Consider the following 17,651-nt stretch of genomic DNA (forward strand, 5'->3'; position numbering starts at 1 on the left):
TGCGACAGATTTTATTGATATATTTATCCAACTCATTATTATTAGATATATCAGAGTAATATTCGCAATTTTAAATGGCATCAGATATTCCAAGCACAGGCAAAGCTAATTCTACAGCCTCACCTGTACTGTATCGAATTAATTATTAGTCGTTAGTTGCTAACTAATGACTCTGTTAATTAGCGTTCTTCAATCGGAAGATTACCAGAATTCACATCTAACTCTTCACGACGCACAGTTTCTTGCGTTTCAACTGTGTCTTGATCAACCACTTTTCTCACTCTGACTTCTTCACGCAAAAAGGCTTCTTTGCGAACATCAGGAGTTTCTTCATGGATTTCTACGCGAGCAACTTCGCCTTCACGGAAATCCGCTTCGCGCCCAGAAATCGCGGCACCTGCATCTGCTGGAGTTACACGTTCAATTACAACTCGCTCTCTTTCTACTGGCACTGCAACCCGTGCAGTCTCAGTCTCAACGTGCTTACCAATCGATACTTCTCCAGTTTTTTGGCGGCGTTTACTGGCAACCAACCGTTCTTCATACAGTCTCAGAGTTTGATGATCTTGCTCATTTAACCCGTATAAAGAAGGCTCATGCTCGTAAGTGTAGCTATCACGATTATAAGCTGGCGTAGTCGTCGGTTGTTGATAGGTTGTATCTACAGGTATTGTTCCTTCTACAGGTGCTGATGCTTCTAAAGGAAGGGTAGAGGTTATGGGTTGACGATATACGCCACGCACCCGTTCTTCATAGTCGTAATCAAGCGCTAGACGCTCATTAAATTCAGGTAAATCTTCTGCTTGCTCTCTAGTTAAGCCAATTGTATAGACACGATCAACATTATGATCAACACGGGCACGAGCAATTGGTAATAATACTTTTTTACCAAAAATCCAGAAGCCCAAGTCAACAATTAGATAGCGGAAATGACCTTCTTCATCAACTAAAGCATCACTTACAGTACCAATCTTTTCATCAGTTCCTTGTGTATAAACCCCAACGCCCTTGATGTCCTGTCCTTCAAAGGTATCCCGATAATTAGGCTCAAAATCTTCTAATTTGTAAAGAACCATTATATTATCCTCCAAAAAATTCCATCTCTTAATAACTAAGCTAACCGTTTAATGACTTGTTTACCTCTTTCCGACGAATGAACTATTTCAAAAGTTAAATAATCAAAAGTTATAGATACAAATCCTACATAAATAATAACCAATGAGCAAAGTAGGGGCAATTCATGAATTGCCCTTGCAGCATATAGTTTTACATAATTTAAGTTTTCTAATTTCAGAGTTAATAATTAAGTGTATATATTACAAAATACGGTTCAGTTAAGGAAAATTGTAGGTTGGGTTAAGCAAAGCACAACCCAACAAAGCCACGAAAATGTTGGGTTTCGTTCCTCAACCCAACCTACACATTTCAAGGTTTTTGGCACTAACTGAACCGTATTAGTATATATTAGGAATCAAACCGGATTCTTGAAAATACTTGGCTTAATTTAAAACCATAATTTATCCACTTTTTCGGTCAAAATTTAGCATGAATCCTGACCGGAGGCGGAGCAGCTTTGCTCCTAACTTGTGAATTTTGTTTTATAAAAAAACACAGGCAGAGATAAAAATTAACTTTGCCTGCATGATTATTTCAGAGAAATCTACCAAAGAAATTTACCAATCAGCTATCTACTTAAATAGCTCCATGTGTATTAGTACCATGTTCTTGCACTTGTAAATTACCCTCAGTATCAACATCTAACTCTTCTCGACGAATGGTTTCTTGTGTTTCCACAGTGTCCCGTTCTACTACTTTTTTAACCCTGACTTCTTCACGTACAAAGGCTTCTTTACGTATATCAGGCGTTTCTTCGTACAGTTCTATGCGTGCAACCTCGCCTTCTTCAAACTTAAGTTCACTGGGGTCTATGACGTTTCCTGCTTCTGTTGGCGCAACTCGCTCAATTAGAACTCGTTCTTTTTGGATAGGTACTGTAACACTTGCAGTATCTGTTTCAATGTGTTTACCAACTGTGACTTCTCCGGTTTTGACGCGCTGTTTGTTGGCAATCAATCGTTCTTCATAGAGTTTGAAAGTTTGATGAGATTGCTCATTCAATCCGTATAAAGCTGGTTCTGTCTGATAATTATATGTATCGCTATCGTAAGTTACATTGCTAGTTGGAGTACGAAATCCACTACGTACCTTTTCTTCATAATGGTGGTCAAAGATTGTATCTTCTTTATACTCAACTAAACCTTCGACTTGTTGTTTGCTTAACCCATCAACATAGACACGTCTTGCGGCATAATCAATCCGAGATAGACCAATTGGCAGTAAGATTTTCTTACCAAAAAAATCTACGTTTGTGTCAATAACTAGATATCGAAAATGACCATCATCATCAACTATAACATCAGCTACTGAGCCAACTCTGTCTCCTCCCCCAGTATAAAGTTCCAATGCTCTAACGTCGTCTCCACCAAAAGTTTCTCGATAGTTTGGATCAAAATTTTCAAGTTTGTGAAGAGGCATACGCTGTTTCCGGGTTGTTTATTAAGTTCTATTAGTATAAAAAATATTGTGCTGAATCTCATCCTGCTGGCGACTGAATTCAGTTGAGATGGTTGAGATATTTTATGGTTTATAATTCATACTTTTTGAGTGGAATAGTCAGTTTTAACGTTCAGGTAGTCAATAGGAGTATAACTAAAGTCATAAAAAACTTTAGTTTATGTTGCTTTGAAGAATTCTATTTTGATAAAATTTTTTCCCAGTTACATTACTTGAAAACTAAAGCTAAGACTTGCCCAATTATTCACATCCCAAATATATGAGTCAGAGGCTGTGTTGTTCATCTCGGTTTTGAGGGCGCTGGCGTTATGCAAGTCTTGTAACAAGGCTTGTGCAACGTCTAAGGGATTCAATAATGGGCTAGTCGGCTGTTGTTCGGCTGTAGAATACTTAGCAGTACTCAAGGCGGCGAGAGTTCCACTAAAGGGGACAGGACTAAAAATAAGTTGTTGTTCGCACTCAGAAGCTGTCCCTGAAGTTTGGGGTAGGGTGAGGGTTTCACCTGGGGCAATGACAACTTCTTGGAGGATGGGTTTGGTATCGGTAGTGTTTGGTTCTTGGGGAGTCTCCCAAGAGTAGAAGGCAACTGCTGTATGATTATTGTTTAATCCCAACAAGATTAAATATACTGGGCGATCGCTCTGATTTTCCACTCGATATTGCATTCGACTACCAATAGGTACAATCGCAGTGGAGAGTGATTTTTTTATCGAAGCTTCGGGTTTGAAAGTTCGTATTGTTTCACGCTGCATCACCACCCGTGGTGATATGCCGCTAATTATTTCTAAGGTTGCCTTGAGAGGTAAGCGGGAAGAACCTTGATTTTCTGTGAGTCGCCATAACTTGGCTGCTAGCAAAGTTGATAATTTTGGCGCTAACCTTTGGACTGCTGATTTTACTGCTTCTCCGACTTCCCCTGTGGTATTGGAAATTAATTCGCCACCAAGAGAAAATAGACCATAACGACTAGGAGTTTCCTGTAGCTTGGCAAATATATAATCGGCAGGTTTTTCTCCTGCGACTATGGTGGATACATGGGAAAATCCAGCAAAGGCACTTGTAGCGTCTACCCGCTCAATTCTTTCTAATCCAGTATCCAAAGCTATTATTAAATTAATATTCCTGGGTAAAACTCGGACTGCTTCTTGGATGAGTTGGCCAACTTGTAGGGGGTTTGCACCTTCAATTTTGGAAATTTGCGCTTTTGCTGTTAACCCAGTGCGCGATCGCAATACTAATTCTTCTGTTGTTGCTAAAGTAAATCTAGAATTAACTCCGTAGTATAGCAGCACTTGTGGCGGTAATCCTGCTAACCATAAATGGACTGTTTTACCGTCTTCTTCAATAGCACTCACCACACCTTCTGCACCAATGATAGTATCTGGCTGTAGAGACGCTACATCTGAATTTTTCTCACTCTTCAATAACGCTGGTTGCTGTTTACTACCCAATTTGGATAGAGAATTTTCTACCTGAGAGAGGGCGATTTGAATTTTGGTGGCTGGGGTGAATTCCCACAAATACTGTGTTAAGGCGTAGGTAAATAACCCCGCACTAAAACCAGAAAATAGTCCTTCCCTGGCTGGCTGCTTTGGTTCTGAGGTAGCTGCTAAAACAATCGGAGTGTTGGATTTTTGAGTTTTAAGTTGTTTGAGAAAGTTAAGTTCTTCTGTTGCTAGCTTTGCTACCGACTCCTGAAGGGCGCGAATTTTTAATCCTATGACTGTGCTAGGAGCATCATAGCTAGTATCCAATACTGCTGTTACTCTGTCTGTGGAGAGCGATCGCAATAATAGCAGTAGAGTTTCTTCTAATATGTAGTCGACTATTTTATCATCTTGTGAAACAGAAGTCATGTTTGCTGGTACAAGAGCATTTTGGATTCTATCGGGCGATGTTCCCAATTTGACACGACTGCCATAACCGCTAAAGTGGAAAACAACCACATCACCCGGTTTAGCTTGTTTGCCCAGGTGATCTAAAAAAGCCGCCTCAACGAATTCCCTACTAGCTTGTTCCTCAGTTAAGGTTAAAATATCTGACCCTTGAAAACCAAAGCGGTTAATCAAAAGTTCTCTTTGCAGTTCCACATCTGTGAGACAACCACTGAGATTTGGAATTCTTGAGTATTGATTAATACCTATCAACAATGCCAACTTGCGCGGGTTGGGTTGTGCTAAAGCCTGATAATAGCGACTTCCTAAAGTCAACCACTCAGCTTCAGTTAGCCCCAATACCGCGAGTATTGAGCCAATTTTATGTAAAAACGTGCGGCGTTTCATAATTAGCTATCAGCCATAAGCCCATTAGCTAGCAGCTTACAGGGCTGAACTCTGTATTGTAAAGTTACAGTGAATACTGTTTGCAAAGGTGGGCAGTGGGGAGGGAGCAGGGGACAAGGGGATAAGGGGACAAGGGGACAAGGGGACAAGGGGTGAGAACTTGAAACAAGTCTTTTCCCAATTCCCAATTCCCAATCCCCAATTCCCAATTCCCTAAACAGGTACTTCTATCCGCATTGCCCGCGCCAACTCTGCCGCTACTTCAGGACGAGAAAATTCTGGTGGAGGTAGTTCACCACGTCGCAGCATTTCTCGGACTTTTGTCCCCGATAAATGAATGCGTTCTTCTGGCCTGCTGGGACTGGTTTTAGATGTTGCCATCTGCTTAGTGCGGGTGCAGTAGAAAGCGTGTTCAAATTTCATCGGCACAATGCCTAATTCACCTGGGGCAAATTCATCAAAGATGTATTGAGCATCGTAAGTACCATAATAGTCACCAACGCCAGCGTGATCCCGTCCGACGATAAAGTGAGTACAGCCGTAGTTTTTGCGGACTAAAGCGTGGAATATTGCCTCACGAGGCCCAGCATAGCGCATTGCTGCTGGATTTATTGCCAAAGTTACCCGGTCTAAGGGGTAGTAGTGTTCTAGCAAAATTTCATAGCAGCGCATCCGCACATCGGCGGCAATATCATCTTCTTTTGTCGCCCCGACTAATGGGTGCAAAAATAGACCATCAACAGTTTCTAAAGCGCACTTTTGAATATATTCATGGGCGCGGTGAATGGGATTGCGAGTTTGGAAGCCAACGATGGTTTTCCAACCCTTATCTTTAAACATTTGCCGTGAGGCAGCTGGATCAATTTGATAAGTGGGAAACTGGGGATGAGGTTCGCGCTGCAATAGCCAAATATCACCCGCCAGATGTACAGTACCTTGGTTATAGAGTACTTGTACGCCTGGATGTTTGACATCATCAGTGCGGTAGACATTAATGGCTTCGCGGGTTTTGTCGTAGTGATATTTTTGCGTGAGTTGCAAAACCCCAATAAATTCACCTCTGGAGTTATCAAGACGAATTAAACCGCCTTCTTGCAATGGGGAAGCTACTTCTTCGCTTACCGATAGTGTAATCGGGATTGACCATACAAGACCGTTAGCTAATCGCATTTCTGTTACGGTGCGATCGTAGTCTTCTTGGTTCATAAAACCCGTGAGTGGACTAAAAGCACCGATCGCAATCATTTCTACATCGGAAACGGCGCGATCGTCAAGTTGCACTCGCGGCAAAAAGTCAGCTTTTGAGAGAAACTCTGCTCTTTGTTCTGGTGTGGCGATACGGTTAACCAATTGTCCACCGTGGGGGGCTATGGCATCTGGATTTTGACTCAATGTAATCCCCTCTCTGCTTTTAATGTTATTGTTTCAGATTATGTACTAACTTACCAAATGCTGGTATGTAGATAAAAAGAGTTTGGGCGTTGAGTATGGGACAAACTAAGATAAACTGCGTGGACGCAAATAAATTATTGAATACTTTCTAAATACTTTCTTTGCCGCTTCTATCTGTGCGTTATGGTGTCAAAGAAGAGGACAAGGGGCAGTTCTTGCAGTTCTTGCTGGGGAAAAAACCCCATACCATACATAAATGTAAGGGCTTGCAATTGAGATAAATAAATCAAGATGTTAAAGACTAAAATCATAAACTATAGTAATAGATTGTCAATTTTGCTCCCTATGACCAGTTTTAATTAAAAATTGAAAGAAATAATAATTTTTAATTAATTTTGGGTACTGAGCTACCACTAAATCTGCATATTTAGTGGTCTACAATCAGTAGCGAGTTCAAGCCCCAAAAGAATTGCAATTTTTAATTTTGCATTTTTAATTTTTAATTGGTTTGACGGTGGTTAGCAGCTTGTAATAACAAAGATTCGGCAAATGCGATCGCATCACTTGCAGATTTACCACCAGCTAACTGCGCTAATTCTTCCCGGCGAGTAGTTAAATTATCCAAGCTAGTAACTCTGACTACGGTACGTTGTTCAGCGTTGCCATTGTTAGATTTTTTACCTTTGCCTTGATTGATAGTTTGCTTATCTACGCGGAAATGGCGATCGGCCATTGCTGCAACTAAAGGCTGGTGGGTAACACATAATACTTGGTTGCGTTGACTTAGCTGATGTAATTTTTCTGCGATCGCTTGGGCGACTCTTCCCGAAACCCCGACATCAATTTCATCAAAAACCATTGTCCCAGCCGCATCAACCTGAGAAAAACAAGCTTTCAGCGCCAGTAAAAAGCGGCTCATTTCCCCACCAGAAGCAACTTCCGTTAAAGGTTGCAGTGGTTCTCCAGGGTTAGAACTAAATGTAAAGGTAATTTTATCTGCTCCCATAGCAGTTGGGAAAGCTGGTAATATTTCAACCAGAAATTTCACCTTTTCCATTGCTAGGGGCTTGAGTTCAGCTATCAAACGTGATTCTAAATTAGCAGCCGCCTTACTCCGCAGTTGAGTTAACTGATTACTTGCTTGGGTGAGTTTTTCAAAACACACCTTTTCTTGCTGTTCTAACTTTTCAATAGATTGTTCGCTGTCGTTAAGCTGGGCTAATTCCCCTTGGATACGTTGGTAATAAGCGATCGCTTCTGTAAGTGTCGGCCCATACTTCCGGCAAATTTGCTTTAATTCCTGAATCCGTTCTTCCACCTCTTCCAATCGCTGCGGATCGGCTTCCAAAGCATCCCCATAAGCATTAATCTGTCTTCCCACTTCCATTACCGCAGCTTGCGCGTCCCTAACCAATTCCAACAGGTGTTGCAGTTGGGTATCGTACTCCACCATGTCATTTAATATTGCCTCACTATCTCCCAGCAAATCTCCTGCGGCTGGGGTTTCATGATCGTTTTGATACAAAGCCTGATAAACCTTATAACTCATCTGTTGTAAATCGACGACATGATTTAGGCGTTCCCGTTCTTGTCCCAACTGTTCCAATTCATTAGGTTCGCCCAGATTAGCTGCTCCCAATTCCTGCACTTGATAAGCAAGCAAATCGAGTTGTTGTAATCTTTCCCGTTCCGATGTCCGGCGTTTTTCTAGCGCTAAATGCGCCTGTTGGTAAGCACTGAAGCTAGTGGCAACTTTATGACGCTGCTGCATTAGAGAGTCGCCGCCGTATAAATCCAACCAGTCCCGGACTTGGGCAGATTGTCCCACTTGTACCGTTTGGCCTTGGGCTGTGATTTCCACTAAGCGATCGCGCATTCCTCCCATAATCTGCCGATTTACCAACACGCCATTCACCCGCGATCGACTGCGGATATTACTACCAGTGGCTGTGATTTCTCGGCTAATAACTACAGAATTTTCATCAAGCAAATCTATTTCTTGTTCAGTCAACCAAGCGGCTAGGGGGGCGTTCGAGGTGAAAGTAGCTTCTACCATTGCTCGACTTGTCCCCGTGCGAATGACTCGACTAGAGACTTTACCGCCTAAAGCCGCATCAATGGCATCCAAGATAATCGATTTTCCAGCGCCGGTTTCACCTGTCAGTACATTTAGTCCCGCGCCAAATTCCAATTCCAGTTGGTCAATTAAGGCAAAGTTTTCAATTCGCAGGCAAAGCAACATCAAGCCAAATTCTCCATAAGGGCAGATGCCGAATACTTCTAATTTACAGGACAATAAATATGGTTTTTTAGCAATTAGCAATACCTAATACTATTGAACTAGTATGCCCGTTTAAGTGTAGCAGACTAATGGGGGGTAGGGAGTGGGGAACAAGCAAGGGGGCAGGGAGATTAGTTTTCCCGTATGCCACTTTTCAATACCCAATTCCCAATTCGTAAAGATATTGTTACAATACTTAATGTGATCGTTCTGACTGGTGGCCTTTTTCATGATTGTTAAGACACTTCCCCCTAGTTCCCGACCGATTCAGGAGGACAGTCGCAACGGCACAGATAGCCGAGGCGAACTGGACGTTATAGATATAGTGCCAGAAGAAAATGGTACATCAAACTTAGTTGTGCGATCGCCAAGACTTTTAGCAGCCCAAAAGGTAAGGACAACAGCCGAACCTGAGACGCTTTACGATCCTGTAAACATAGCGGCACACTACCAAAATAGACCCCTGCAAGTTTTACGGCGGATTTTCGCCGTGTTGGGGCCGACTTTATCCTTTGTTTTTGGATTATGGTCGGATAGTAAACGGGGAATTGTCGTCAAAAATGACCGCCGCCGAGCCACTCAGCTACGAGTATTGCTGACCCAACTGGGGCCTGCTTACATCAAAATTGGCCAAGCCTTGTCCACCAGACCGGATTTAGTTCCTACCGTATACCTAGAAGAATTAACTAAGCTACAAGACCAATTACCACCTTTTCCCAACGAACTTGCTTACCAGTTTATCCAAGAAGAACTAGGCGCACCTCCAGAAGAAGTTTATGCCGAACTCTCCGCCCAACCAATTGCTGCGGCTTCCCTGGGACAAGTATATAAAGGTAAGCTAAAAACAGGTGAAGAAGTTGCCGTAAAAGTTCAACGCCCTGACTTAAGAGAGCGGATCGCTATTGATTTGTATATCTTGCGTAACCTCGCTGCTTGGGTGCAGAAAAAAGTCAAACGGGTAAGAAGTGACTTAGTTGGGATTCTCGATGAATTAGGCGATCGCATCTTTGAAGAAATGGACTACATCCATGAGGGTGAAAATGCGGAGCGATTTTTCGAGTTATATGGCCACATAAAAGACATATATGTACCGAAAATTTACTGGGAATATACCAATCGTCGCGTCTTGACGATGGAATGGATTAACGGTATTAAATTAACCCAGACAGCAGAAATTAGCGCCCAAGGCATAGATGCTCGTTATCTAATTGAAGTGGGTGTCCAGTGTTCTCTACGCCAGCTACTAGAACATGGATTTTTCCACGCCGATCCCCACCCTGGTAATTTATTAGCAACACCAGATGGTAAATTAGCTTATCTTGACTTCGGAATGATGAGCGAGATTAAGCCACCACAGCGTTATGGTTTAATTGAAGCGATCGTCCACGTCGTCAACCGCGACTTTGAAGGGTTAGCAAAAGACTACGTTAAATTAGACTTTTTATCACCAGAAACCGATTTAACACCAATTATCCCAGCTTTTGCCAGAGTCTTTGCGGATGCTCAAGGAGCCAGCGTTGCCGACCTTAATATTAAAAGCATCACCGATGAACTATCGGCTTTGATGTACGAGTATCCTTTCCGCGTACCCCCTTACTACGCCTTAATTATTCGTTCCCTCGTTACCCTCGAAGGGATTGCAATATTTATAGATCCCAACTTTAAAGTTCTCAGCGAAGCTTATCCTTACGTTTCCAAACGCCTGTTAACCGATCCAGCGCCGCAATTAAGAGCATCACTACAAGATTTGCTATTTAAAGATGGCAGATTTCGCTGGAATCGGTTAGAAAACTTGTTAAAAAATGCACGTAATAGTCAAGACTATGACTTCAACTTAGTGCTGAATCAAGGAATAGAATTTCTGTCATCTGAACGCGGCGCTTTTATTCGTGACAAGCTAGTAGATGAATCTGTTAATGGACTCGATGCTTTAGGTAAAAATGTTTTGCATAACTTTACCTCATTGTTACGCGAACGGGTAGGATTGACAGCAGTTAATGAAACTCCAGCAGCACCCATTGAGCAACAACAAACTTTAGAGCATATCAAACGTATATTAGGTATCCTCCAAGAAACACGAGGCTTTGATCCCATCCAATTTGCGCCTCAAATGGCTCAATTACTGGTAAATTCAGATGTACAACGTTTAGGTCAACAAATTGCTAGCCGCTTTACGCAAAAAACTGTAGCTAGGTTGATTAGGCAATTATTGGCTTCTTAGTTAAAGTTATGAGTTAAAAACTTTCTTTAACTCATAACTCATTCACATTAGGAAGTATATAACCCAACTCTTCCAACTTCTTTAAAACCTTGCTTGCACTTTGGACAATGCTTTCTTGGTTAGTCTTACATTCGACTTCAGGAAGGAGTGGTATTTCATAAGGATCATCAATACCAGTGAAGTGCTTAATCTCCCCGGCTCTTACTTTTTTATATAACCCTTTTACGTCTCGCCGTTCACAAACTTCTAATGATGCATTGACGTAAACTTCAATAAAACATGGAATATTTTTGCGTACTTCTTCCCGAATTTCGCGGTAAGGTGAAATAGCCGAAACCAATACAATTACATTATTTCTCGCAAGAAGATGAGCTACAAATCCAATGCGCCGAATATTTTCTTCTCTATCTTCTTTACTGAAACCCAACCCTTTGCATAGATTTTGACGTACTGCATCACCATCCAGAACTTCAACTCTGTATCCTTGTATCCGTAGTTCCTTCTCCACGAATTGACAGATAGTAGTTTTTCCTGCACCACTTAAACCGGTGAACCACACTGTCACGCCACGCTGTTGTTGTCTCATCCTACCTCCGCAGTATATTTAAAATGGCACACCAGAAAAAGCTTTTTTAAGTAATTTCCACTAAAATAGTAATTTTATTTTTCTAATCCTTTTTTATATCATGTCCGGCAAATTACCTGTGATATGTCATTCATTGCGAGTGCAACGAAGTGAAACGTTCGCGTAGCGTCTCGTAGAGATAGCAATCGCAAGGCTTTTGGGATTGCTTCTCTTCGTACCCTGCGGGAACGCCAAGGGCGGTACGCAATGACAATTATTTAACCGGACATGATATTAGCAGAAATTTCAGGAGTTGCAAGGCAGTCCGTACTAGCCTTGCTATTATTACCTCTACTGATTTCGAGCGAAGGAATCGCATAATTATACGTATTTTATATCAACATTTAATACATTGACTGGCGATATCTACAACAAGCTGCAACTACGCATTTTCTCAAGCCTAACAACGGAATTCGCAGCTATAGTAGAAAAACTTGCCGATTCAGGTTTCAAATTATTGAAGTTTTACTTAAGTTTTGTATTCAGTATATATACAGTTCATTTTTAAAGAGAATAGTCTTTATTATAACAGTAGGCTATTAGAGTAGTGAGCGATTTATCACTCAATTTTAAGGGTTTTAGTCATGACTACAAACTTTCACAACTGATCAAAACTAATGATATCAGCCACTAGTACACTTTGGCATAAATTTGCACACCTTTAGCCAGTTGCTCAGAACAACTTGTCTAGTTAATTGAGGTGGTAGCTAGATTTACGCTGTGCTGTACTAGTGGTTTGTTTCAGTAATTTTTGGGATTTGTAGTTAGCGATTTATCGCTCAATTTTAAGGGTTAGAGCCACCGACTATTTTTGTACTTAACAAAGTCCAAAATTCCCCAACAAAATTTGAAATTTAATTCAACTGATTTATGTTAACCACCTTTCCCACTACTATCCCAGAAGAAAATAACTTAATTCAATGTGATGCCGATCAGGGATTTATTTCTTGGCTAAGTCAGGCTGGAGGGTCAGTTGCCATCACTACCTACCAAGCCGGAAAACTAGCACTAGTAGGCTGGAATGGGGAACAGATAACCATGCTGTTACGCCAATTTTCCAAACCTATGGGATTGGCAGTGAATGGTTCACGATTGGCACTAGCTAGCCATCATGAAGTCTGTTTATTAGCCAATGCCCCCGCCTTAGCTTATGAGTTTTTAGAAGACCAGCCCGGACGGTACGATGCCCTTTATCTGCCACGGATGACATATTTTACAGGCGACCTGAACATTCACGATCTGGAATTTGGCAGAGAAGGGCTGTGGATTGTCAACACCCGTTTTTCCTGTCTTTCTACCTTGAGTCCAGACTTCAGCTTTGTACCGCGCTGGCATCCCAAATTTATTTCCGAAGTAGTGCCAGAAGATCGCTGCCATCTGAATGGGTTAGCAATGGTGGATGGCAAACCCAAGTATGTGACTGCCCTCGGTGCGACAGATACCGTCGGAGGATGGCGACCGGGTAAAGCCAACGGTGGGGTTGTGGTGGAAGTCGAGAGCAATAAAATTATTGTAGATGGATTATCAATGCCTCATTCCCCAATCTGGCATGACGGGTTTTTGTGGTTACTCAACTCTGGTGCAGGGGAAATATGGCGCATTCATCCAGAATCAGGAGACAAACAAGTAGTCTGTGTACTCCCTGGATTTCTGCGGGGGTTGTGCTGCGTAGGATATTACGCCCTAGTCGGACTATGCCAGATTCGAGAACGGCATATTTTCGGAGGGTTGCCTATAACTCAACGATTTGAGCAATTGCTTTGTGGTGTGGTAGTCGTGGATTTGCGAAATGGGCAACAGGTGGGAATGCTGAAGTTCACCGCAGGCTGTCAAGAACTTTATGATGTACAGTTTCTTGCTGGTGTACAGCGTCCGATGGTTTTGAATCAAGAACGAAAAGAAATCCGCCAAGCATTTACTGCACCAGAGATCAACTACTGGCTGCGACCGAGTGCAGTGATTCCTAATGACTAAGAAATCTGTTTAATCAGACCGTAATTGTTGAAATCAAATTTTTAGTTTTTTCAGAGGTTTTTTCATGAATGAATTCAAAGTCAATACTTACACTGACGGCAATCAAATTAACCCCGCAGTCGCAATGGATGCTGATGGGGACTTCATCATTTCCTGGACTGGCAATGGGGTGTATGCTCAACGCTACAACAGTACTGGCGTGGCTGTTGGGGGCGAATTCCAAGTCAATACCAATACCAACGGCAATCAACGTAACTCTACAGTAGCGATCGATGCCGATGGCGACTTTGTTATTTCCTGGCAAAGCCAAGACGTGTCTGGCTCTGGCATATATGCCCAACGCTACAACAGTTCTGGAGCGGCTGTTGGGGGTGAATTTCTGGTCAATACCTCCACTAACAACGATCAGGTTAACCCTACAGTAGCGATGGATACCAATGGTAATTTTGTCATTTCCTGGCAAAGCAGTGGTCAGGACGGGTCTGGCTATGGGGTATATGCTCAACGCTACAACAGTTCTGGAGCGGCTGTTGGGGGTGAATTTCTGGTCAATACCCACACAAGGAACTCTCAATATAACCCCACAGTAGCGATAGATGCCGATGGGGACTTTGTTATTTCCTGGCAAAGCTATTATCAGGACGGGTCTTACTTGGGCATATATGCCCAACGCTATAACAGTGCTGGAGTGGCTCAAGGAAGTGAATTTCTGGTCAATACCCATACTCAAGGCTATCAAAGTAACCCTACAGTAGCAATGGATGGTACTGGGGACTTTGTAATTTCTTGGCAAAGCGATGGTCAGGACGGATCTGGCTATGGAATATATGCCCAACGCTACACCAGCGCTGGGGTAGCTATTGGGGTTGAATTCAAAGTCAATACCCACACTGACGGCAATCAATATAACCCCACAGTAGCGATGGATGCAGATGGGGACTTTATCATTTCCTGGACTAGCAATGGTCAGGACGGGTCTAGCGATGGCATATATGCCCAACGCTATAACAGTTCTGGGGTAGCTATTGGAGGCGAATTTCTGGTCAATACCTACACCAACAACAGTCAAGCTAACCCCGCAGTAGCAATGGATGCCACTGGAGATTTTGTAATTTCTTGGCAAAGCGATGGTCAGGACGAATCTGGGGAGGGCATATATGCTCAACTAAACAACAACAGTGGGGTTCCTCCCACAGTCACCTCTGGTTCTGCCTCTGCCCTGACATACACTGAAAACGCCACTACAGCTATCGACTCAGGCATCACCGTCAGCGACACAGACTCCCCCAACCTGGCTAGTGCCACCGTCAGGATTACCAGTGGTTTTGTCTCTGCTGAAGACATCCTCGCCTTCACTAGCCAAAATGGGATTACGGGCAGCTACAACAGCACCACAGGTGTTTTAACCTTAACTGGCAGTTCCACCGTTGCTAATTATCAAGCCGCACTACGTTCTATTACTTATACCAACAACAGTGACAACCCCACTCTTACACCTCGTACCATCAGCTTTATAGTTAATGATGGGGCTGCTAATAGTACTGCCGTTAGCCGCAATATTAATATTACGGCAGTAAATGATGCACCTGTTGCTACTGCCACCAACTCTGCCCTGGCATACACCGAGAACGCCACTACAGTGATTGACTCAGGCATCATCGTCAGCGATGTAGACTCATCTAACCTAGATAGTGCCATTGTCAGCATTAGCGGTGGCTTTGTTCCTGCCGAAGATATACTTGCCTTCACTGACCAAAATGGCATTACAGGCAGTTATAACAGCAGCACAGGTGTCTTAACTTTAACTGGCGATTCTAGTGTTGCTAATTATCAAATTGCACTGCGTTCTATTACTTATAACAACAGTAGTAGTAACCCCAGTCTCACAGCTCGTACTGTCAGCTTTACGCTCAATGATGGGATTGATAATAGTACAGCTATTACCCGCACTATTAATTTTACGGCAGTGAATGATGCGCCCATTGCCACTGCCACTAACTCCGCCCTGGAATATACAGAGAACGCCACTACAGCCATCGACTCAGGCATCATTGTCAGTGATGTAGACTCCCCCAACCTGGTTAGCGCCACTATCAGAATTACCAGTGGTTTTGTCTCTGCTCAAGATACCCTCGCCTTTATCAATCAAAATGGGATTACGGGCAACTATAACAGCAGCACGGGTGTCCTAACTTTAACTGGCAGTTCTAGTGTTGCTAATTATCAAACTGCACTACGTTCTATTACTTATACCAACAGCAGTGATAATCCCAGTCTCACACCTCGTACTGTCAGCTTTATAGTTAATGATGGGACTGTTAGTAGTGAGGCCGTTACCCGCAATATTAATATTACGGCGGTGAATGATGTTCCTGTCGCTGTTAATGACAGCATCACCACAAACAAAAACACACCTATTATCATTAACGCTGCGACTCTGTTGAATAATGATACAGATGCGGACAATGACATATTGAGCATTACTAGCTTTACCCAACCTAGCGAAGGAAGCTTGATTAACAATGGTGATAGTACTTACACTTATACCCCTGACCCAGACTATTATGGCTCCGACAGCTTCACTTATACCATAAGTGATGAGCAGGGCAGCAGTACTGCCACCGTAAACTTGACTATTAATCAATTCAATCTGGTTAATGGTACTTCAGGTGCAAACAGCCTGAATGGTACGGAGATCATGGATATCATCTCAGGATTGCTGGGCAATGACACGCTTAACGGACTAGGTGATAACGACACACTCGATGGCGGCGATGGAAATGATTTCTTAGATGGTGGTACAGGAAATGATTTACTCATTGGTGGTAAAGGCAATGACACTTATATTGTGGACAGCATCGGCGACACTATTATTGAAGCCGCTAGTGCAGGCACAGATTTAGTCCAATCTTCAGTGAGTTGGGTATTGGGAAATAACCTGGAGAACTTGACTCTGACTGGAACCGACGCAATCAATGGTACTGGTAACAGCCTTAAGAATATCTTGATTGGTAATAATGGTGCTAATAGCTTGAGTGGAGAAGCTGGCAATGATAGCCTCGTTGGTGGTGCGGGTAATGACACCTTGTTGGGCGGTGTAGGTAATGACACCTTGGATGGAGGTTTAGGATCTGATAGTCTTGTTGGTGGAATCGGTAATGACACTTACATCGTAGACAACCTCAGCGATATTGTTGTCGAAGGCTTAAATGCAGGTACAGATATAGTTAGGTCTTCAGTGAGTTTTGTTTTGACAGATAACCTGGAGAACTTGACTCTGACTGGAACCGACGCAATCAATGGTACTGGTAACAGCCTTAAGAATATCCTGATTGGTAATACTACCGCTAACTTGTTGAGCGGGGAAGATGGCAATGATAGCCTCGTTGGTGGTGGAGGTAATGACACCTTGTTAGGTGGTGCAGGCAACGACACCTTGGATGGAGGTTTAGGAGCTGATAGTTTCAATGGTGGAGCAGGCAATGACATTTACACTGTAGATAACGTGAACGATATTATTGTCGAAGGCTTAGATCCAGGCATAGATTTAGTTAAGTCTTCGGTAAGTTTTGTGTTGACAGATAACGTGGAAAAGTTGACCCTGACTGGAACCGGGGCAATAGATGGTACTGGTAACAGCCTTAATAACATCCTGATTGGAAATACTGGTGCTAACAAGTTGATTGGAGGAGATGGTGACGATAGCCTCTTTGGTAGTTCAGGTAATGACAGCTTGTCAGGCGGTGCAGGCGATGATACTTTGGATGGAGGTGTAGGAATTGATACTCTCAATGGTGGAGCCGGCAATGACATCTATACTGTAGATAATCTTGGCGATATTATTATTGCCGAAGGCTTAAATGCAGGCACAGATTTAGTCAAGTCTGCTGTGAGTTGGGTTTTGGGAGATAACCTGGAGAATTTAACCTTGACTGGAAGCAAGGTAATCAATGGTACTGGTAACAGCCTTGATAATATCCTTACAGGAAATGGTGGCGCTAACATCTTGAGCGGAGAAGGTGGCAATGATAGCCTCTTTGGTGGCTCAGGCAATGACACTTTGTTGAGCGGTGCAGGTAATGATATCTTGGATGGAGGTGCAGGGATTGACAGTCTTGTTGGTGGAGCAGGCAATGACATTTACACTGTTGACAACCTCGGCGATATTATTGTCGAAAGCTTAAATGCTGGCACAGATTTAGTCAATTCTTCAGTGAGTTGGGTGTTGGGAGATCATTTGGAGAATTTGACCCTGATTGGAACTAGGGCAATTACTGCTACTGGTAACAACCTTAATAACAT

9 protein-coding genes are annotated in these 17,651 nt (G+C 42.8%); 3 read left to right on the top strand and 6 right to left on the bottom strand.

The genetic code is table 11. From position 1 onward, the window contains the following. Positions 1 to 179 precede the first annotated feature (179 nt). The 5 genes from VB732_RS27430 to recN form a co-directional block, all read right to left on the bottom strand. Complete coding sequence (locus tag VB732_RS27430; protein WP_323234036.1) at positions 180 to 1,076, bottom strand: DUF2382 domain-containing protein; 897 nt, start codon at positions 1,074 to 1,076, stop codon at positions 180 to 182. Between the two features lie 616 nt (positions 1,077 to 1,692). Then, on the bottom strand, positions 1,693 to 2,535 hold the full coding sequence (locus VB732_RS27435) for a DUF2382 domain-containing protein (RefSeq protein WP_323234037.1): 843 nt from the start codon (positions 2,533 to 2,535) through the stop codon (positions 1,693 to 1,695). 242 nt (positions 2,536 to 2,777) lie between these two features. Continuing rightward, positions 2,778 to 4,856: a caspase family protein gene (locus VB732_RS27440; RefSeq protein ID WP_323234038.1), complete on the bottom strand. Its 2,079-nt coding sequence runs from the start codon at positions 4,854 to 4,856 to the stop codon at positions 2,778 to 2,780. A gap of 213 nt (positions 4,857 to 5,069) precedes the next feature. Continuing rightward, on the bottom strand, positions 5,070 to 6,248 hold the full coding sequence (gene sat, locus VB732_RS27445) for a sulfate adenylyltransferase (protein ID WP_323234039.1): 1,179 nt from the start codon (positions 6,246 to 6,248) through the stop codon (positions 5,070 to 5,072). 499 nt (positions 6,249 to 6,747) lie between these two features. Then, a complete protein-coding gene (gene recN, locus VB732_RS27450) occupies positions 6,748 to 8,490 on the bottom strand; it encodes a DNA repair protein RecN (protein WP_323234046.1) in 1,743 nt (580 codons plus the stop codon). A gap of 268 nt (positions 8,491 to 8,758) precedes the next feature. Here recN and VB732_RS27455 point away from each other — a divergent pair, with 268 nt between their 5' ends. Beyond that, on the top strand, positions 8,759 to 10,750 hold the full coding sequence (locus tag VB732_RS27455) for an AarF/ABC1/UbiB kinase family protein (RefSeq protein ID WP_323234040.1): 1,992 nt from the start codon (positions 8,759 to 8,761) through the stop codon (positions 10,748 to 10,750). Positions 10,751 to 10,781: 31 nt separating this feature from the next. Here the strand turns inward: VB732_RS27455 and cysC are convergent, their stop codons facing one another. Continuing rightward, the gene (gene cysC / locus VB732_RS27460) at positions 10,782 to 11,336 is read right to left on the bottom strand and encodes an adenylyl-sulfate kinase (protein ID WP_323234041.1); all 555 of its coding nucleotides are present in this window, start codon (positions 11,334 to 11,336) and stop codon (positions 10,782 to 10,784) included. A 909-nt stretch (positions 11,337 to 12,245) separates the two neighbouring features. On the opposite strand from cysC, the gene VB732_RS27465 reads away from it, so the two are divergent. Both VB732_RS27465 and VB732_RS27470 read left to right on the top strand, forming a co-directional pair. Continuing rightward, the gene (locus VB732_RS27465; protein WP_323234042.1) at positions 12,246 to 13,349 is read left to right on the top strand and encodes a TIGR03032 family protein; all 1,104 of its coding nucleotides are present in this window, start codon (positions 12,246 to 12,248) and stop codon (positions 13,347 to 13,349) included. A gap of 64 nt (positions 13,350 to 13,413) precedes the next feature. Beyond that, on the top strand, positions 13,414 to 17,651 hold a 4,238-nt coding region (locus VB732_RS27470), incomplete at its 3' end, for a beta strand repeat-containing protein (protein WP_323234043.1).

The organism is Nostoc sp. UHCC 0252, from assembly GCF_034931145.1.
Classification (GTDB): domain Bacteria; phylum Cyanobacteriota; class Cyanobacteriia; order Cyanobacteriales; family Nostocaceae; genus Nostoc.